We start from the raw sequence: 16382 nt of genomic DNA on the forward strand, positions 1-16382 counted from the left end.
TGGTGCCGCCCACTTGTTTCAATTTCACCGCTGGCCCCCCCCCCCCCCCCCGCGGGGGCCCCGGGGGGGGGGGCGGGGGGGGGGGGGCGGCCGCCCCCCCCCCCCCCCCCCCCGCCGGGTCAGCTGACCCGGCCGTACCAGACGCTCTTGGTCCAGATCTTCTCCAGCCGTACGACGGAGCCGGTCTTTGGGGAGTGCCAGATCTTTCCCTTCCCGGCGTAGATGCCCACGTGGTAGATGCTCCGGCCGGAGTGGAAGAACACCAGGTCACCGGCCTTGCGGTGGGAGGCGGAAATATGGTGTGTCTTGTTGTACTGCCCCGCTGCCGTGCGGGGCAGGGTCTTGCCGGCCTTCTTGTAGGCGTAGAGGGTGAGCCCGGAGCAGTCGAAGCGGCGCGGTCCGGTGGCCCCCCACTTGTAGGGGGCGCCCTTCTTGGACGCCGCGACCTGGAGCGCCTTGGTCGCCGGTGTCGCGGCCGCGGCGTCGCTTGCGACGCCGGGTACCGCGATGCTGCCGCCGACGGCGGCGAGGGTGAGGGCCGAGGCGGTGCCGGCCCGGGTCAGCAGCGACGGGACACGATTGAGCGCAGTCATGCGCAACCCTTCGTCAGCCGCCTGTGAAGGATGACCTGTCGGATTCGGGCTGGCGAAGTAGCCCGGCCGCTCGCGCGGCTTCACCCCAAGGACCTCCGGATCTCTCCGGCGGCCCGCCTTGCTGGGTCCTCCACTCCTGCCGATCCACTTCTGTCGACCGGTCATCCGGGCGGCGGCAGGATTCGGCGTCCGCCCGGACCGCCCCGCCGCGGTGGCGGGGGCTTGTCGTCAGGAAGGGATCTTCACCCAGGGATGTCGGAAAATCACAATGGAACCGGGTCTTTGTGGCATTACTCACCACTCACCCGTTCGGCTGGACACCCTTGTGAGCGCGGGCCGTTGAGGGGATCGACGAGGCCCGGACCTGCGGCGGAGCAACTCCATGACGCCCTGGACGCCCTGCACTTGGCCCACGTTCTCCCGGATCCCGGGTGGAGCAGTCGCTACACCGACCAGGGGTACGCCATTCGGTCCGTTTGTGTCGCGGGTCCAGGGGCAGGGCCGGCGGCGCGGGCCGTGTGCGGGGGCCGACCGGACCGTAATCAACTCCGCACGCGCGTCCCGTACATCACTGCCCGTCAGTCGGGTACCGTCGGCCCCCGCACACTGTCGTCACTGCGGTCCCGGTGGCACCGCGACGCGGGCGGTGCGGCGTTCGCCGTCGAGGACGCGCAAGGCCCGGGCCAGCGTGGGGCCGTGCAGTTCGTGCTCCCCGCGCTGGTGCATGAGCGTCAGGGCGTCACGCAGAGCAGCGGCCTTGCTCGCCAGGGCCTGGGCGGCGCGCAGTCCCCGGTAGGTGTCCCCGGAGTGTCCGGGGTTGATGCGTCCGAGCAGGTCGACGACGTCGAGATAACGGTCGATCAGCTCGGCCTCGGCCCGGGTCAGCGCGGGCAGCGGCGGCAGTTCGGGCGGCAGCATCGGCGGGTCACCTCGCGTCGGTGGCGGTGTGTGACGCCTTGCGGCTCGGGATGATGCGGTCGACCAGTCCGTACTCCACCGCGGCCGGTGCGTCGAGGATCGTGTCCCGCTCGATGTCGGCGGCGATCCGCTCCGGACTCTGCCCCGTATGACGTACGAGCATCTCCTCCAGTCGCCTGCGTACGCGCATCAACTCCTCGGCCTGGATCACCAGATCACTGGCCTGTCCCTGCACGGGTTCGGGCAGGGACGGCTGGTGGATCAGCACCCGTGCGCCGGGCAGTGCGGCCCGCTTGCCGGGCGTTCCCGCGGCCAGCAGCACGGCGGCGGCGGAGGCCGCCTGGCCGAGGCAGACCGTCTCCACGTCGCAGCCGACGTACTGCATCGTGTCGTAGACGGCGGTCATCGCGCTGAACGAGCCGCCGGGGGAGTTGATGTACAGCGAGATGTCGCGGTCCGGGTCCAGGTACTCGAGGTGCATGAACTGCGCCATCACGTCGTTCGCCGCGATGTCGTCGATCGGCGTCCCCAGGAACACGATCCGCTCGTCCAGCAGCTTCGCGTAGGGATCGAGAGTGCGCTGCCCATAGCCGGTGCGCTCGGTGAACTCGGGCAGGACATGACGTGCGGACGGACGGTTCATGGCACGGGCCTCCTCGGCAGCGATCCTGTAAAAAATGTACAGGACGTACGTTCCATGGGCGGCGAAGAACGCTGAGAGCGAAGTCGGCACGCTGAGAGCGAAATCGGGGACGGTCCCCGGTCCAGCCGGTCCCCGGCCCGGGCGGTTCTCGGCCCCGGGGACTGTTCGGGACCTCGGTCTAAGCTGGACCACATGGCCTACGAGATTCCGGTGACGCAAGCCAGGGCTGAACTCGCCGATCTGATCAACCGCGTGGTGTACGGCGGCGAGCGTGTCGTCGTGACGCGGCACGGAAAGCCTCTCGTCGCCCTTGTCTCCGCCGCCGACCTGGAGCGTCTCGCCGCCCTGGACGCCGCGGAGGAGCAGGTGGTCAGCTCGGTCTCCAGCGTCCGCGAGGTCTCCTCGGCCCCGCGCGAGCGCCGTCGCTTCGGTATCGCCGCGGAGCACCGGGGGCCCAACGCCTCCTGACGCCCGGCCGCCCGGCCGAACGGCTGAGTGCCCCTGCCGTCGGCGGCGCGGATCACCGTCCGGTTAACGCGTGCGAAACGCGGTCCAACTAGCCTGCCCCTCCACGCCGCCAGGGATGTTGCCCGGTGGCTGCGGCAACCGGGCCCCGCACGGCCCGGGCGAGGACGGTGAGGTGGGACGTGCAACTGACCCCGCACGAGCAGGAGCGGCTGCTGATCCATGTGGCGGCCGACGTCGCCGAGAAGCGCCGGGCCCGTGGCCTCAGGCTGAACCATCCGGAGGCGGTCGCCTTCATCACCTCGCACATCCTCGAAGGCGCCCGTGACGGCCGTACGGTCGCCGAACTCATGGCCTCCGGACGCAAGCTGCTCACCCGGGACGACGTCATGGAGGGCATCCCGGAGATGATCCACGACGTCCAGGTCGAGGCCACCTTCCCGGACGGCACCAAGCTCGTCACCGTCCACGACCCGATCGTCTGACGGGGAGCGGCCGCCATGATCCCCGGAGAGATCCTGTTCGCGGACGAACCCGTCGTCTACAACGAGGGCCGCGAGGCCACCCGGCTGACCGTGCTCAACGCCGCCGACCGGCCCGTCCAGGTCGGCTCCCACTACCACTTCGCCGAGGCCAACCCGGGGCTGGACTTCGACCGCGCGGCCGCCCGCGGCAAGCGGCTGAACATCGCCGCCGGCACCGCCGTCCGCTTCGAGCCCGGCATTCCCGTCGACGTGGAACTCGTCCCGCTCACCGGTGCCCGGATCGTGCCCGGTCTGCGCGGGGAGACCGGAGGTGCTCTCGATGCCTGAGATCTCGCGCGCCGCGTACGCCGACCTGTTCGGGCCGACCACCGGCGACCGTATCCGGCTCGCCGACACCGATCTGCTCGTGGAGATCGAGGAGGACCGCTCCGGCGGGCCGGGGCGCGCCGGGGACGAGGCCGTGTTCGGCGGTGGCAAGGTCATCCGCGAGTCCATGGGACAGTCGCGGGCCACCCGCGCCGAGGGCACCCCCGACACCGTTGTCACCGGCGTCGTCGTCATCGACCACTGGGGCGTCGTCAAGGCTGACGTAGGCATCCGCGACGGCCGGATCACGGCCCTCGGCAAGGCCGGCAACCCCGACACGATGGACGGCGTCCACCCGGACCTGGTGATCGGACCGGAGACGGAGATCATCGCGGGCAACGGCCGGATCATGACCGCCGGGGCCATCGACGCCCATGTCCACTTCATCTGCCCCCAGATCGCCGACGAGGCCCTCGCCTCCGGTATCACCACCCTGGTGGGCGGCGGCACCGGACCGGCCGAGGGCTCGAAGGCCACCACCGTCACCCCCGGGCCCTGGCACCTGGCCAGGATGCTGGAGGCGATGGAGGCCTACCCGCTGAACTTCGGGCTGCTCGGCAAGGGCAACACCGTCTCGCACGACGCGATGCTCTCCCAGATCCGCGGCGGCGCCCTCGGCCTCAAGCTCCATGAGGACTGGGGCTCCACGCCCGCCGTCATCGACGCCGCGCTGACCGTCGCCGACCGCACCGGCATCCAGGTCGCGATCCACACGGACACCCTGAACGAAGCCGGGTTCGTGGGGGACACGCTCGCCGCCGTGGCGGGCCGGGGCATCCACGCGTACCACACCGAGGGCGCGGGCGGGGGACACGCGCCGGACATCATGACCGTGGTGTCCGAGCCGCACGTCCTGCCCAGCTCCACCAACCCGACCCGGCCGTTCACCGTCAACACCGCCGAGGAACACCTCGACATGCTGATGGTGTGCCACCATCTCAACCCGGCGGTGCCCGAGGACCTCGCGTTCGCGGAGTCCCGGATCCGGCCGTCCACGATCGGCGCGGAGGACATCCTGCACGATCTGGGCGCCATTTCCATCATCTCCTCCGACTCCCAGGCCATGGGGCGCGTCGGCGAGGTCGTCCTGCGCACCTGGCAGACCGCCCATGTGATGAAGCGGCGACGCGGAGCCCTGCCGGGCGACGGTCGCGCGGACAACCACCGCGTACGTCGCTATGTCGCCAAGTACACGATCAACCCGGCGCTCGCCCAGGGCCTCGCCCACACGATCGGCTCCGTCGAGCCCGGCAAGCTCGCCGACCTGGTGCTGTGGGAGCCCGCGTTCTTCGGCGTCAAACCGCATCTCGTCATCAAGGGCGGCCAGATCGCGTACGCGCAGATGGGCGACGCCAACGCCTCCATCCCGACCCCGCAGCCGATCCTGCCGCGCCCGATGTACGGGGCGATCGGCCGGGCCCCCGCCTCGAACTCGGTCAACTTCGTGGCGCCCCTCGCGATCGAGGACGGGCTGCCGGAGCGGCTCGCGCTCGGGAAGAGGTTCGTGGCCATCGAGTCCACGCGCGGTGTCACCAAGGCGGACATGCGCCAGAACGACGCCCGGCCCCGGGTGCGGGTCGACCCCGACAGCTTCGCCGTCCATATCGACGGGGAACTGGTCGAGGCCGCCCCGGCCGCGGAACTGCCCATGGCTCAGCGGTACTTCCTCTTCTGATGTCCAGGGCAGCGCTTCTCGTCCTGGCCGACGGCCGCTTCCCCGCCGGAGGGCATGCCCACTCCGGCGGGGCCGAGGAGGCGGTCCGCGCCGGGCGGATCACCGGGGCCGCGAGCCTGGAGGACTTCTGCCGGGGACGGCTGCACACCGCCGGGCTGGTGTCGGCGTCCCTCGCCGCGGCGGCCGCGCTCGGTGTGGACCCGGCCACCCTGGACGCCGCCGCCGACGCCCGTACGCCGTCGGCCGCGCTCCGGGCCGCCGCGCGCCGGCTGGGACGGCAGCTGATGCGGGCGGCGCGCGCCACCTGGCCCTCCGGCGAACTCGACGCCCTGGCAGGCGCGTTCCCCAGGGGCGCGCACCAGCCGGTGGTCCTGGGAGTCGCGGCCCGGGCCGCGGGTCTCGGCGCGCAGGATGCCGCGTACTGCGCCGTCCACGAGAGCGTGAGCGGGCCCGCGACCGCGGTCGTACGGCTGTTGAGCCTGGACCCCTTCGACGCGTCGGCCGTGCTCGCGCGGCTGGCGCCCGAGATGGATCTCGTGGCCGACCGCGCACGGGAAGCGGCCCGGCGCGTGCTCGACGACGGGTCCGAGGCGCTGCCCGCCGCCTCGGCGCCCCTGCTGGAGATCGGCGCGGAGGCGCATGCCGCGCGGCCAGTCCGGCTGTTCGCCTCGTAGCAGCGGCCCGTCCGCGGACCCCTACCCTCCAGCCCCACCTAAGCGACAGGAGCCGCCCCATGCACCTCGACCACACCCACGAAGGCCCCGCGGCCGTCGGCGCCGACGCCCGCCGGCCCGACGGTTCCCGGCGCGCCCTGCGGATCGGGCTCGGCGGTCCCGTCGGATCCGGCAAGACCGCCACCGTCGCCGCGCTCTGCCGGACCCTGCGGGACGAACTGTCCCTCGCCGTCGTGACCAACGACATCTACACCCGTGAGGACGCCGAGTTCCTGCTGCGGGAGGCCGTGCTGCCGCCCGAGCGGATCGCCGCCGTGGAGACCGGAGCCTGTCCGCACACCGCCATCCGGGACGACATCTCCGCCAACCTCGAAGCGGTGGAGGACCTGGAGGACGAGGTAGGGCCGCTCGATCTGATCCTCGTCGAGTCCGGGGGGGACAACCTCACCGCCACCTTCTCCAAGGGACTTGTCGACGCGCAGATCTTCGTCATCGACGTCGCGGGCGGCGACGACATCCCCCGCAAGGGCGGCCCCGGGGTCACCACCGCGGATCTGCTCGTCGTCAACAAGACCGATCTCGCGCCGTACGTCGGGTCCGATCTCTCCCGGATGGCGGCCGACGCGAAGGCACAGCGGGCCGAACTGCCCGTCGTCTTCCAGTCCCTGCGGACCGAGGCCGGCGTCGGCGAGGTGGCCGGCTGGGTGCGGGCGCGGCTCGCCGCGTGGACGGCGTGACGACGGGGGTACGGGCCACCGCGCGGATCGTGGCCCGGGACGACGGCCGGGGCGGCACGTCCCTGCCGGTGCTGGCGGGCGAGGGGCCGCTCGCGCTGCGCCGGACCCGGGCGCGCGGTACGGAGGCCCGGGTCATGCTCGTCGGCGCGATGAGCGGGCCGCTCGGCGGGGACCACTTCACCGTCGAGGCGACCGTGGGCAGCGGCGCGCTGCTCCGTACGGGATCGGCCGCCGCAACCCTCGCCCTGCCCGGGCAGGCGAAGGGCGAGGCCCGCTACGACGTCCGGCTCGATGTGGCGGCCGGCGGCGAACTGCACTGGCTGCCGGAGCAGCTGATCTCGGCCAAGGGCAGCGAGCTGTCCGTCTCCACGCGGATCGACCTCGCGCCCGGCGCCCGTCTGGTGTACCGCGAGGAGCAGGTCCTCGGCCGTTTCGGAGAGCAACCGGGACGGCTCACCAGCCGTCTCACAGTACGGCTGGCCGGTCGCCCCCTGCTCGACCAGGAGGTGGCCTGTGGACCGGGCGCCCCCGGCGGATGGGACGGCCCCGCCGTTCTGGCGGGACATCGCGCGATGGGCCAACTCCTCGTCGTGGGGCCGGAGTTCGATACACGCCCGGCTGAGGCGCGGATGCTGGGGGAGGGTGCCGCGCTGACCCCGCTCGCCGGGCCCGGTGTGCTCGTCACCGCGGTCGCGCCGGACGCGCTGCGGCTACGCCGAGTGCTCAACGAGGCATTGGAAAAGCTGACTTGACCGGTCCGCTCCGCTGGGCGGAGCGCCGTGTACCGGTTATCGGATTGGTAAAGATGCCAAGTCCCCTCTGTTCTCAGGGTTCTCACAGCAGCAAGGATCCCCGTACCTATAGCAACCTTGTACGGGGAGGTCACACTTGAGGGGAATCAGACCGACGAGACGAGCCGCCGCGCTCGGCTCCGCGGGGGCGCTTGTCACGGCGACGCTGATAGCCGGCGCCATGGCCGCGCCGTCGGCCGCCGCCGACTCGCGCCACGGTCAGGACCGGGAGGCCCGTGGCGCGGCGATCGCCGCCGCGCGCGCGGCCAAGGCCGGGATCGACTGGAAGGACTGCCCGGCGGACTGGGGGTTCGCGAAGCCCGTCCAGTGCGGCTGGGTCACCGTCCCGGTCGACTACGCCCACCCGGACGGCAAGCAGATCAAGCTCGCTGTCGACCGCGTCGGGAACACCGGCACCAAGCAGGAGCGCCAAGGCTCCCTGGTGTACAACCCCGGCGGCCCCGGCGGCTCCGGGATGCGCTTCCCGCTGCGGATCACCACCAAGAACCCGCTCTGGGTCAACGTCGCGAAGGCGTACGACTTCGTCGGCTTCGACCCGCGCGGTGTCGGCCACTCGGCGCCCATCTCCTGCGAGGACCCGCAGGAGTTCGTGAAGGCGCCCAAGGCGGACCCGGTTCCCGACTCCGAGGCGGACAAGAGCGCCCAGCGCAAGCTCGCCCGTGAGTACGCGCAGGGGTGCCTCGACCGTACCGGCCGCGCGATGCTCCAGCAGATGACCACCCCCAACACCGCGCGCGACCTGGACGTCATCCGGGCCGCCCTGGGGGAGAAGAAGCTCAACTACCTGGGCGTCTCGTACGGCACCTACCTCGGCGCCGTCTACGGCACTCTCTTCCCGAGCCACGTCCGTCGCATGATCGTCGACAGCGTGGTGAACCCGTCGCGGGAGAAGATCTGGTACCAGGCCAACCTGGACCAGGACGTCGCCTTCGAGGGCCGCTGGAAGGACTGGGAGAACTGGGTCGCCGCGAACGACGCCAGCTTCCACCTGGGCACCACCCGTGACGCGGTGCAGGCCAAGTGGCTCGAGCTGCGCGCCACGGCGAAGAAGAACCCGATCGGCGGAGTGGTCGGCCCGGCCGAGCTGATCTCCTTCTTCCAGAGCGCCCCGTACTACGACTCCTCGTGGGTGCCAGTCGCCACCGTCTTCAGCAAGTACGTGGCCGGTGACACCCAGGCCCTCGTGGACGCGGCCGCGCCGGACCTGTCGAACACGGCGGGCAACATCACCGCCGAGAACGGCAACGCCGTCTACACGGCCGTCGAGTGCACCGACGCCAAGTGGCCGACGAGCTGGCAGAAGTGGGACCGGGACAACACCCGGCTCAACAAGGGCTACCCGTTCATGACGTGGGCCAACGCCTGGATGAACCTGCCGTGCGCCACGTGGCCGGTCAAGCAGCAGTCCCCGCTGAACGTGAGGACGGGCAAGGGCCTGCCGACCGTCATGATCGTGCAGTCCACGCGTGACGCCGCCACGCCGTTCGACGGCGCGGTCGAGCTGCACAAGCGCTTCCAGGGCTCCCGCCTGATCATCGAGAAGGACGCGGGTTCCCACGGTGTGACCGGTCTGGTCAACCCGTGCATCAACAGCCGGGTGGACACCTACCTGCTCACCGGCAAGACGGACAAGGCGGACGTGACCTGCACGCCGCACGCGACGCCGAAGCCGTAGGCGCGGACACGTAGGGCGGAGCCCTGCGCACGTCTCGCGACACACGCGCGAAAGGGGCGGCCGGACATCCGGCCGCCCCTGTTCGTGTCCGGGCTGTCCGGGCTCACCCCAGCGGCATCCGCGGAAACCTCGGCGACCGCTCGCCCGTCCGCCCGGCCTCCTCGGCCTTGGCGTCCGCCGCGTACCGGTCGACGTACTCCTGCTCGGAGAGGGCCAGGATGGCGTACATGATCTCGTCGGTGACGGCGCGCAGCACCGCCTTCTCGCTCTCCAGGCCGATGTAGCGGGAGAAGTCCAGGGGCTCGCCGAAGCGGATGGTCACGGGGTGGACGCGGGGGATGGTCCGGCCGGGCGGCTGGGCCTCGAACGTGCCGATCATCGCGCAGGGGATCACGGGGCACCGGGCCTTGAGGGCCATCACGGCGACCCCGACCTTGCCCTTGTACAGACGCCCGTCGTGGGAGCGGGTGCCCTCCGGGTAGATGCCCAGCAGCTCGTCCTTGGCCAGCACACCGAGGCCCTCGCGGATCGCGGCCTGCCCGGCCTCCTTCCCCGAGCGGTCCACCGGGATCTGGCCCACGCTGCGGAAGAACGCGGCGGTCAGACGGCCCTTGATGCCGGGACCGGTGAAGTACTCGGCCTTCGCGAGGAAGGTGATGCGGCGTCTGAGGATCGCGGGCATCAGAAAGTGGTCGGAGAACGAGAGATGGTTGCCGGCGACGATGGCCGGCCCGTCCGCCGGCACATGGTCGAGGCCCTCGATCCGCGGCCGGAAGACCAGTCTGAGCAGGGGGCCGAGAAGGACGTATTTGAGCACGTAGTAGAACAAGGGCCTGCTCCTCACTCCGGCGGATCGGCTCGACCGCCGTGTTCCAGCAGCTCAACCGCATGTGACGGGGTGCCAGTGTAGGGTCGCGCGCGACCGGCGGGAACCGGGCGGACCCCACGCGTACGACACCCCGGACCGGGGGCCGGGCCGGGGTGGGGGAAAGACTCCGCGAAGCGCACGGCTGACGTGAGCGCTGCCCCGCGGTTACGGGTCACAGATAGTAGTCGTCCTCCTGCTGAGGGCGTGCGGACGGCGACTCGTCGTCCCTGCGCCGGCTCTGCTGCTCCTCCAGCCGGTGCTGGCGTTCCTGGCGCGCCTGCTCCTGGGCGCCCAGGGTCTCCTCGGTCATGTCCCTGAGGTGGCCCGAGTCGTCCTCGAACGGGTGGCGTTCCCGGTCGGTCATGGCGGCTCACTCCTCGACGAGGCGAGACAGGGGGCGCGACTCCGCCCCCGATCAGCGTGGCACGACTCGTACGGCCCTGCATATCGGCCATCGGCGGCGGGTCCCACGGCGGATCGGGTACAGCAGCGGGGAGCCGGACTTCGCAGGTCAGGGCTTACCTGAAAGCCCTTTCGCCCTTTTGTGTTCCGGTACCCGGGCTTCTACGCTCGGCTGTATGGCTGGAGTGCCTGAGCCGCACATCGGGTGGACGTTCCTCACCAACCACGCACGCGTCCTGGCCGCGATCGCCGATGACCGGACCACCCGGATCCGTGACATCGCGGCCCGCTGCCTGCTGACGGAACGCGCCGTCCAGAAGATCATCACGGATCTGGAAGAGGGCGGCTACCTCACCCACAGCCGCGAGGGGCGCTCCAACATCTACCGCATCCAGCCCGGCACCCTCCTGAGGCACCCGGCGGAGTCGAGCCTGAGCGTCGCCGACCTGCTCTCGCTGCTCGCCCGGCACGAGCGCCGGCACGGGTGAGGGCACTCGGCACCGGTCCGCGGCGGCCACCGGGGTGTGCAGCTCCCGCGCGCACCGGGTACTCGCCCGTCCCGGTCATGAGAGGAGCAGCCAGTGAGCACCACAACGGGTAAGAAGATCGTGGTCACGGGTGCCACCGGCAATGTGGGCACCAGTCTCGTACGCCTGCTCGCCGAGGACCCGGAGGTGGCCGGCGTGCGGGGCCTCGCGCGCCGGGTCCCCGACCTCGGCCCCGATCGGGTGCGATGGTCGGCGGTCGACCTCACGTCGGCGGGGGCCGACATCGTGCAGGAGTTCGAGGGCGCGGACGCGGTCGTCCACCTGGCGTGGGCGTTCCAGCCGACGCACGATCCGGTCGCCACCTGGGAGACCAACGTCCTCGGCAGCGTCCGGGTCTTCGAGGCCGTCGCCGCCGCCGAGGTGCCCACGCTGGTGCACGCCTCGTCCGTCGGCGCCTACTCCCCGGGCCCCAAGGAAGACGCCGTCGACGAGTCATGGCCGACGCACGGCTGGCCGGACGCCGCCTACACCCGGGAGAAGGCCTATCTGGAGCGGACCCTCGACGCCTTCGAGTACGAGCACCCCGAGATCCGGGTGGTCAGGATGCGGCCCGCCTTCCTGTTCAAACGGGAGTCGGCGAGCGAACAGCGGCGGATCTTCGCCGGGCGGTTCCTGCCCGGACCGCTGGTCCGCCCGGAACTGCTGCCGTTCCTGCCGGACGTCTCCGGGCTGCGAGTCCAGGCCCTGCACACCGACGACGCGGCCCGCGCGTATCAGCTCGCCCTCCACCGTGATGTGCGCGGCGCGTTCAACCTGGCCGCCGACCCGCCCCTCGACGCGGCCGCCCTGGGCGAGGTCATGGGGTCCCGCCCGGTACGGCTGCCCCGCACCGCCGCCCGGTCGGCGATCGCCGCCGCGTGGGGCCTGCGTCTGCTCCCCGCCTCCCCGCATCTCTTCGACGCCGTGCTGCGCCTGCCGCTCATGGACTGCACCCGTGCGCACACCGAACTGGACTGGCGGCCGCGGCTTACGGCGACGGAGGTCCTGGAGGAGTTCCTCAAGGGGCTGCGGGAGGGCGCCGGAGCCGCGACCGCGCCCCTGCACGGCCATAAGGTCGGCTGAGGTCGCCGTCGGGCGCCCGGAGGAGGCTCGGCATGGCGGTGCAGGTGGCGGTGTGCGGGCCCGCGCGGTGCGGGGAGCACGAGTGGGACCTCGCCCATGAACTGGGGCGGCTGCTCGCGGAGCGGCAGGCCGTGGTGATCTGCGGCGGGCACGGCGGGGTGATGGCCGCCGTCGCGGCGGGCGCCCGGTCCAGCGACGGGCTGGTCGTCGGGGTCCTGCCGGGGGCCGACCGAGCCGGGGCCGGGCCGGATCTGAGCGTCGCGATCGCCACCGGCATGGGGCAGGCACGCAACAGTGTGATCGTCCACAGCGGGGACGCCGTCATCGTGGTCGGCGGCTCCTGGGGCACGCTCTCGGAGCTGGCCCTGGCCATGCGCCGGGGCGGTGTGCCCGTGGTCCAACTCGGTGACGGCTGGCGTCCCGTCGAGGCCGGCGGACACGAGGTACCGGGCGTACGGCACGCCCGGACACCGGCCGAGGCGCTCGACCTCACGGGACTGTGGCCCTGACCGGCGCGTCGACGCCGCGGGACCCGGCGGCGGACAGCGGCACCCGGGATCCGTGGTGCTCGGAGTCCCGGGTGCCGTCGGTCGCCGGTCCTCAGGCGGTCAGGACGCGCTCCAGCGCCTGAAGGGCCGATTCCAGCTCCTCGGCCGTGATGGTCAGCGGCGGGGCCAGACGGATCGTCGAGCCATGGGTGTCCTTGGCCAGGATCCCCTCCCGCATCAGGCGCTCGCTGATCTCACGGCCGGTGCCGATCGCGGGGTCGACGTCGACGCCCGCCCACAGGCCGCGCGAGCGGAAGCCCACGACGCCCTTGCCGAGCAGCGCGGTCAGACCGTCCCGCAGCACCACGCCCAACTCAGCCGCCCGGCGCTGGAACTCGCCCGTCTCCAGGATCCCGACGACCGCCGAGCCGACCGCCGCGGCCAGCGGGTTGCCGCCGAACGTGGAGCCGTGCTCGCCCGGCTTGAGCACCCCGAGCACCTCACGGCGCGCGACCACCGCGGACACCGGCACGATGCCGCCGCCGAGCGCCTTGCCGAGCAGCACCGCGTCCGGCACGACCCCCTCGTGGTCCACGGCCAGGGTGCTGCCCGTGCGGCCGAGGCCCGACTGGATCTCGTCGGCGATGAACAGGCACCCGGCGCGGCGGGTCAGCTCGCGGACCCCGGCGAGATAGCCGTCGTCGGGGATGATCACGCCCGCCTCGCCCTGGATGGGCTCGATCAGCACAGCCGCCGTCGTCTCGTCGACGGCCGCCTCCAGCGCGGCCAGGTCGTTGTACGGGACGATCCGGAAGCCCGGGGTGAACGGGCCGAAGCCCGACCGTGCCGTCTCGTCCGTGGAGAAGCTGACGATCGTCGTCGTACGGCCGTGGAAGTTGCCGGAGGCCACGACGACGGTCGCCTGGTCGGCGGGCACGCCCTTGACCTCGTACGCCCACTTGCGGGCCACCTTGACGGCGCTCTCCACGGCCTCGGCGCCCGTGTTCATCGGCAGGACCATGTCCAGGCCGGTCAGCGCGGCCAGGGACTCGGCGAACTCGGCGAGCTGGTCGTTGTGGAACGCACGGGAGGTGAGGGTCAGACGGTCCAGCTGGCGGTGGGCCGCCTCGATCAGCACCGGATTGCGGTGCCCGAAGTTGAGGGCCGAGTACCCGGCGAGCATGTCGAGGTAGCGGCGGCCCTCGACGTCCTCCACCCAGGTGCCCTCGGCGCGCGCCACCACCACGGGCAGCGGGTGGTAGTTGTGCGCGAGAACCGGCTGCTCGGCGCTGATCAGTTCGTCGGAGGAACGCGTGCGGGCAGGTGCGGTCATGAACGGATCTCCTGAGTGCAGCACTTGATGCCACCGCCGGCCTTGTGGAACTCCGAGAGGTCGACGGGGACGGGGTCGTAACCGTGGTCGGCGAGCCGGGCGGCGAGCACCTCGGCCCGGGGAGCGATGAAGACGTGGCGCCCGTCGGAGACGGAATTGAGCCCGAACACCATGGCGTCCTCGCGGGTCGCGAGCACCGCGTCCGGGTACAGCCGGGCGAGCACCTCGCGGCTGCCGGGCGAGAACGCCTCGGGGTAGTAGACGATGTTGTGGTCGTCGAGGACGAACAGCGCCGTGTCCAGGTGGTAGAAGTACGGGTCCACCAGGGTCAGGCTGACGACCGGGTGACCGAAGAACTCCTGCACCTCGCGGTGCGCGTCCCGCGTCGTACGGAATCCGGTGCCGGCCAGGAGGTAGCGTCCCGTCCAGACCAGGTCGCCCTCGCCCTCGCAGACGGACTCGGAGCGGTGCACGTCGTAGCCGGCCGCCTTGAACCACGTCTCGTAGTGGTCGGACTCGGGGCGGCGCTCGGGGGCGTGGAAGTAGGAGCCGAAGACACGGCCGTCGACGACGACCGCCGAGTTCGCGGCGAACACCATGTCCGGGAGGCCGGGGACCGGGTCCACGGCGTCGACGGTGTGTCCGTGGTCGCGGTAGGCGCGGATCAGCCCCTGCCACTGCTCCCGGGCGAGGTCGACGTCGACCGTCGTGTCGGGATGCATCCACGGATTGATCGCGTACTGCACGGCGAAGTGTCTGGGTTCGCAGACGAGGAAGCGCCGCCGGCGCGGCACACGGGAGTCGGTCACAGAGGGGTTCCTCCGCTTCCTGGGGTGTCGAGTGAGGGTGACACAAAGGTAGAAAGCGACGGAGACGCGCGACAAGAAACGATGGCTGCGTCTTCGCGCAGCAACACTGCGTTCTGGGGCTGGTCAGCGCACGTCTGCTGCGCTGTCGGGCGCCGCCTGGTTGGCTCCCGCCTCCGGGCTCTCCGGTAGCAGGTGGGACAGCACCATCACGCTGATCGTCTTCCGGATGAAGGGCTCGGTGCGGATCCGCTCAAGCACCTCCTCGAAGTGCTCGACGTCCCGGGCCCGCACATGCAGCAGCGCGTCCGCCCCGCCGGTCACCGTCATCGCCGCGGTGATCTCCGGATGGTTGCGCACGACCTCCGCCAGGCGCCGGGGCGGCGCCGCGCCCTCGCAGTACACCTCCACATACGCCTCCGTGCGCCAGCCCAGCGCCGCCGGCTTCACCGTGGCCGTGAACCCGGTGATCACGCCCGTCTCGCGCAGCCGGTCCACCCGGCGCTTGACCGCCGTCGACGACAGGCCGACGGCCGCGCCGATCTCGGCGAAACTGGTCCTGGCATTCGCCATCAGAGCGGTGACGATCTTCCGGTCGAGCTCGTCGAACGGCGCTGGCCTGCTGTTCATGCGGGCACTGTATCCAGCGGGAACGTCCATGCTCCGCACATGTCCAGGCGTACGGAATCCTCCTACACTCCACGTTCATGCTGCGCGCCCTCGCCGTCGACGACGAACGCCCTTCGCTGGAGGAGCTGATCTATCTGCTGCACGCCGATCCGCGGATCGACAGCGTGGAGGGTGCGGGCGACGCGACCGAGGCGCTGCGCCGGATCAACCGCGCCCTGGAGTCCGGCCCCGGCGGCCCCGACGCGATCGACGTCGTCTTCCTCGACATCCATATGCCGGGGCTCGACGGACTGGAGATGGCCCGCCTGCTGACCGGTCTCGCCGAGCCGCCGCTCGTCGTGTTCGTCACCGCCCACGAGGGATTCGCCGTGCATGCGTTCGACCTCAAGGCCGTCGACTACGTGCTCAAGCCCGTGCGGCGCGAGCGGCTCGCGGAGGCCGTGCGCCGGGCCGAGCAGCAGCGCCGGACCGCACCGCTGATCCCGGTCCACGAACCCGACCCGGACCACGTCCCGGTCGAGCTGGGCGGAGTGACGCGGTTCGTGCCCGTCGAGCACATCACCCATGTGGAGGCACAGGGCGACTACGCCCGTCTGCACACCGCGCAGGGCAGCCACCTCGTCCGCATCCCGCTGTCCTCCCTGGAGGAGCGCTGGCGCGGGCGCGGCTTCCTCCGCATCCACCGCCGCCACCTCGTCGCCTTACGGCACATCGACGAACTCCGCCTCGACGCGGGCACGGTGAGCGTTCTGGTGGGATCGGTCGAACTCCAGGTCAGCCGACGGCACGCCCGCGAGCTGCGCGAGGTGCTGACGCGCCGGACCACGGGCCGGTGAGGAGCGGCGTGCCCCAGGACCCCACCGAGCGCCGGGTCGTCGTCACCGGGCCGCCCCGGCACACCCGCCGCGCCTTCGGCTACTCCCGCCCGCGGACCGAGATAGACGAGCAGACCACCCTCGGCCACACCTACGTCCGCTCCCTGATGCGCAGTCAACTGCGCGCCTCTCTCACGGTGTTCACCGTGCTCGTGCTGCTCGTGGGCCCGCTGCCCCTGGTCTTCGCCGCCACCCGCAACAAGGGGCTGGAGTGGGCCGTGCTCGGTTTCTGCCTCTACCCGCCGCTGGTCCTGCTCGCCCGCTGGTACGTGCGCCGCGCCGAACGCAACGAGAAGGACCTCGTGCGTCTCGTCGAGGACCGCTGAG

General features: G+C 71.6%; 21 protein-coding genes and 1 riboswitch. Of the genes, 13 read left to right on the forward strand and 8 right to left on the reverse strand.

Going from position 1 to position 16382, the window contains the following annotated elements; genetic code table 11:
- Positions 1–119: 119 nt before the first annotated feature.
- The 3 genes from ACFYX0_RS27635 to ACFYX0_RS27645 all read right to left on the reverse strand — a co-directional run bounded on the left by ACFYX0_RS27635 (position 120) and on the right by ACFYX0_RS27645 (position 2154).
- Positions 120–593, reverse strand: a complete 474-nt coding sequence (locus ACFYX0_RS27635; RefSeq protein ID WP_311691390.1) for a C40 family peptidase — start codon at positions 591–593, stop codon at positions 120–122.
- A gap of 3 nt (positions 594–596) precedes the next feature.
- Positions 597–791: riboswitch (cyclic di-AMP (ydaO/yuaA leader) on the reverse strand.
- Positions 792–1205: 414 nt separating this feature from the next.
- Positions 1206–1511 carry a hypothetical protein gene (locus ACFYX0_RS27640; RefSeq protein WP_311691391.1) on the reverse strand — a complete coding sequence of 102 codons (306 nt, stop codon included), beginning with the start codon at positions 1509–1511 and terminating at the stop codon, positions 1206–1208.
- 7 nt (positions 1512–1518) lie between these two features.
- Complete coding sequence (locus ACFYX0_RS27645; protein ID WP_388974031.1) at positions 1519–2154, reverse strand: ATP-dependent Clp protease proteolytic subunit; 636 nt, start codon at positions 2152–2154, stop codon at positions 1519–1521.
- A gap of 192 nt (positions 2155–2346) precedes the next feature.
- On the opposite strand from ACFYX0_RS27645, the gene ACFYX0_RS27650 reads away from it, so the two are divergent.
- From ACFYX0_RS27650 to ACFYX0_RS27685, 8 genes are all read left to right on the forward strand, one after another.
- A complete protein-coding gene (locus tag ACFYX0_RS27650; RefSeq protein ID WP_311691393.1) occupies positions 2347–2622 on the forward strand; it encodes a type II toxin-antitoxin system Phd/YefM family antitoxin in 276 nt (91 codons plus the stop codon).
- Positions 2623–2801: 179 nt separating this feature from the next.
- Positions 2802–3104: an urease subunit gamma gene (locus ACFYX0_RS27655; protein WP_365654336.1), complete on the forward strand. Its 303-nt coding sequence runs from the start codon at positions 2802–2804 to the stop codon at positions 3102–3104.
- 15 nt (positions 3105–3119) lie between these two features.
- Positions 3120–3431 carry an urease subunit beta gene (locus ACFYX0_RS27660; protein ID WP_388974033.1) on the forward strand — a complete coding sequence of 104 codons (312 nt, stop codon included), beginning with the start codon at positions 3120–3122 and terminating at the stop codon, positions 3429–3431.
- Positions 3424–5145 (forward strand): urease subunit alpha, encoded by a 1722-nt coding sequence (locus ACFYX0_RS27665; protein WP_388974035.1) that lies wholly within the window; start codon positions 3424–3426, stop codon positions 5143–5145. The genes ACFYX0_RS27660 and ACFYX0_RS27665 overlap by 8 nt, the downstream gene beginning before the upstream one ends.
- A complete protein-coding gene (locus ACFYX0_RS27670) occupies positions 5145–5819 on the forward strand; it encodes an urease accessory UreF family protein (protein ID WP_355908132.1) in 675 nt (224 codons plus the stop codon). Before ACFYX0_RS27665 ends, ACFYX0_RS27670 begins: the two co-directional genes overlap by 1 nt.
- Positions 5820–5878: 59 nt before the next feature.
- Entirely contained in the window at positions 5879–6556 is a 678-nt protein-coding gene (ureG, locus tag ACFYX0_RS27675) for an urease accessory protein UreG (RefSeq protein WP_355908129.1), read from the forward strand.
- Positions 6544–7308, forward strand: a complete 765-nt coding sequence (locus ACFYX0_RS27680) for an urease accessory protein UreD (RefSeq protein WP_388974037.1) — start codon at positions 6544–6546, stop codon at positions 7306–7308. Before ureG ends, ACFYX0_RS27680 begins: the two co-directional genes overlap by 13 nt.
- A 136-nt stretch (positions 7309–7444) precedes the next feature.
- On the forward strand, positions 7445–9043 hold the full coding sequence (locus ACFYX0_RS27685; RefSeq protein ID WP_388974039.1) for an alpha/beta hydrolase: 1599 nt from the start codon (positions 7445–7447) through the stop codon (positions 9041–9043).
- A gap of 103 nt (positions 9044–9146) precedes the next feature.
- Here ACFYX0_RS27685 and ACFYX0_RS27690 read toward each other — a convergent pair whose 3' ends face one another.
- Complete coding sequence (locus ACFYX0_RS27690; RefSeq protein WP_355908120.1) at positions 9147–9872, reverse strand: lysophospholipid acyltransferase family protein; 726 nt, start codon at positions 9870–9872, stop codon at positions 9147–9149.
- 211 nt (positions 9873–10083) lie between these two features.
- Entirely contained in the window at positions 10084–10275 is a 192-nt protein-coding gene (locus ACFYX0_RS27695) for a hypothetical protein (RefSeq protein WP_311691411.1), read from the reverse strand.
- Between the two features lie 214 nt (positions 10276–10489).
- Between ACFYX0_RS27695 and ACFYX0_RS27700 the strand changes: the two genes are divergently transcribed.
- The 3 genes from ACFYX0_RS27700 (at position 10490) to ACFYX0_RS27710 (ending at position 12432) form a co-directional block, all read left to right on the forward strand.
- A complete protein-coding gene (locus tag ACFYX0_RS27700; protein ID WP_388974041.1) occupies positions 10490–10801 on the forward strand; it encodes a helix-turn-helix transcriptional regulator in 312 nt (103 codons plus the stop codon).
- Positions 10802–10894: 93 nt separating this feature from the next.
- Entirely contained in the window at positions 10895–11923 is a 1029-nt protein-coding gene (locus ACFYX0_RS27705; protein WP_355908116.1) for an NAD-dependent epimerase/dehydratase family protein, read from the forward strand.
- Between the two features lie 32 nt (positions 11924–11955).
- Positions 11956–12432, forward strand: a complete 477-nt coding sequence (locus tag ACFYX0_RS27710; RefSeq protein WP_388974043.1) for a TIGR00725 family protein — start codon at positions 11956–11958, stop codon at positions 12430–12432.
- 91 nt (positions 12433–12523) lie between these two features.
- On the opposite strand, the gene rocD is transcribed toward ACFYX0_RS27710, so the two are convergent.
- From rocD to ACFYX0_RS27725, 3 genes are all read right to left on the reverse strand, one after another.
- Complete coding sequence (gene rocD, locus ACFYX0_RS27715) at positions 12524–13744, reverse strand: ornithine--oxo-acid transaminase (RefSeq protein ID WP_388974044.1); 1221 nt, start codon at positions 13742–13744, stop codon at positions 12524–12526.
- Positions 13741–14553 carry a dimethylargininase gene (gene ddaH / locus ACFYX0_RS27720; protein ID WP_311691421.1) on the reverse strand — a complete coding sequence of 271 codons (813 nt, stop codon included), beginning with the start codon at positions 14551–14553 and terminating at the stop codon, positions 13741–13743. The genes rocD and ddaH overlap by 4 nt, the downstream gene beginning before the upstream one ends.
- 123 nt (positions 14554–14676) lie before the next feature.
- Complete coding sequence (locus ACFYX0_RS27725; protein ID WP_355908104.1) at positions 14677–15180, reverse strand: Lrp/AsnC family transcriptional regulator; 504 nt, start codon at positions 15178–15180, stop codon at positions 14677–14679.
- 77 nt (positions 15181–15257) lie between these two features.
- Here ACFYX0_RS27725 and ACFYX0_RS27730 point away from each other — a divergent pair, with 77 nt between their 5' ends.
- Both ACFYX0_RS27730 and ACFYX0_RS27735 read left to right on the forward strand, forming a co-directional pair.
- Positions 15258–16016: a LytR/AlgR family response regulator transcription factor gene (locus ACFYX0_RS27730; protein WP_388974046.1), complete on the forward strand. Its 759-nt coding sequence runs from the start codon at positions 15258–15260 to the stop codon at positions 16014–16016.
- 8 nt (positions 16017–16024) lie between these two features.
- On the forward strand, positions 16025–16381 hold the full coding sequence (locus tag ACFYX0_RS27735) for a hypothetical protein (RefSeq protein WP_365162632.1): 357 nt from the start codon (positions 16025–16027) through the stop codon (positions 16379–16381).
- Position 16382 lies beyond the last annotated feature (1 nt).

Source organism: Streptomyces sp. NPDC002573, assembly GCF_042889625.1.
GTDB classification, from domain to species: domain Bacteria; phylum Actinomycetota; class Actinomycetes; order Streptomycetales; family Streptomycetaceae; genus Streptomyces; species Streptomyces gibsoniae.

Excerpts from the sequence above, each read along its gene's own strand:
- ACFYX0_RS27660 (WP_388974033.1), top strand. The coding sequence starts at position 3,120 with ATGATCCCCGGAGAGATCCTGTTCGCGGACGAACCCGTCGTCTACAAC.
- ACFYX0_RS27710 (WP_388974043.1), top strand. The coding sequence starts at position 11,956 with ATGGCGGTGCAGGTGGCGGTGTGCGGGCCCGCGCGGTGCGGGGAGCAC.
- ACFYX0_RS27665 (WP_388974035.1), top strand. The coding sequence starts at position 3,424 with ATGCCTGAGATCTCGCGCGCCGCGTACGCCGACCTGTTCGGGCCGACC.
- ureG (WP_355908129.1), top strand. The coding sequence starts at position 5,879 with ATGCACCTCGACCACACCCACGAAGGCCCCGCGGCCGTCGGCGCCGAC.
- ACFYX0_RS27670 (WP_355908132.1), top strand. The coding sequence starts at position 5,145 with ATGTCCAGGGCAGCGCTTCTCGTCCTGGCCGACGGCCGCTTCCCCGCC.
- ACFYX0_RS27730 (WP_388974046.1), top strand. The coding sequence starts at position 15,258 with ATGCTGCGCGCCCTCGCCGTCGACGACGAACGCCCTTCGCTGGAGGAG.
- ACFYX0_RS27635 (WP_311691390.1), bottom strand. The coding sequence starts at position 593 with ATGACTGCGCTCAATCGTGTCCCGTCGCTGCTGACCCGGGCCGGCACC.
- ACFYX0_RS27640 (WP_311691391.1), bottom strand. The coding sequence starts at position 1,511 with ATGCTGCCGCCCGAACTGCCGCCGCTGCCCGCGCTGACCCGGGCCGAG.
- ACFYX0_RS27725 (WP_355908104.1), bottom strand. The coding sequence starts at position 15,180 with ATGAACAGCAGGCCAGCGCCGTTCGACGAGCTCGACCGGAAGATCGTC.
- ACFYX0_RS27650 (WP_311691393.1), top strand. The coding sequence starts at position 2,347 with ATGGCCTACGAGATTCCGGTGACGCAAGCCAGGGCTGAACTCGCCGAT.
- ACFYX0_RS27695 (WP_311691411.1), bottom strand. The coding sequence starts at position 10,275 with ATGACCGACCGGGAACGCCACCCGTTCGAGGACGACTCGGGCCACCTC.
- ACFYX0_RS27700 (WP_388974041.1), top strand. The coding sequence starts at position 10,490 with ATGGCTGGAGTGCCTGAGCCGCACATCGGGTGGACGTTCCTCACCAAC.
- ACFYX0_RS27645 (WP_388974031.1), bottom strand. The coding sequence starts at position 2,154 with ATGAACCGTCCGTCCGCACGTCATGTCCTGCCCGAGTTCACCGAGCGC.
- rocD (WP_388974044.1), bottom strand. The coding sequence starts at position 13,744 with ATGACCGCACCTGCCCGCACGCGTTCCTCCGACGAACTGATCAGCGCC.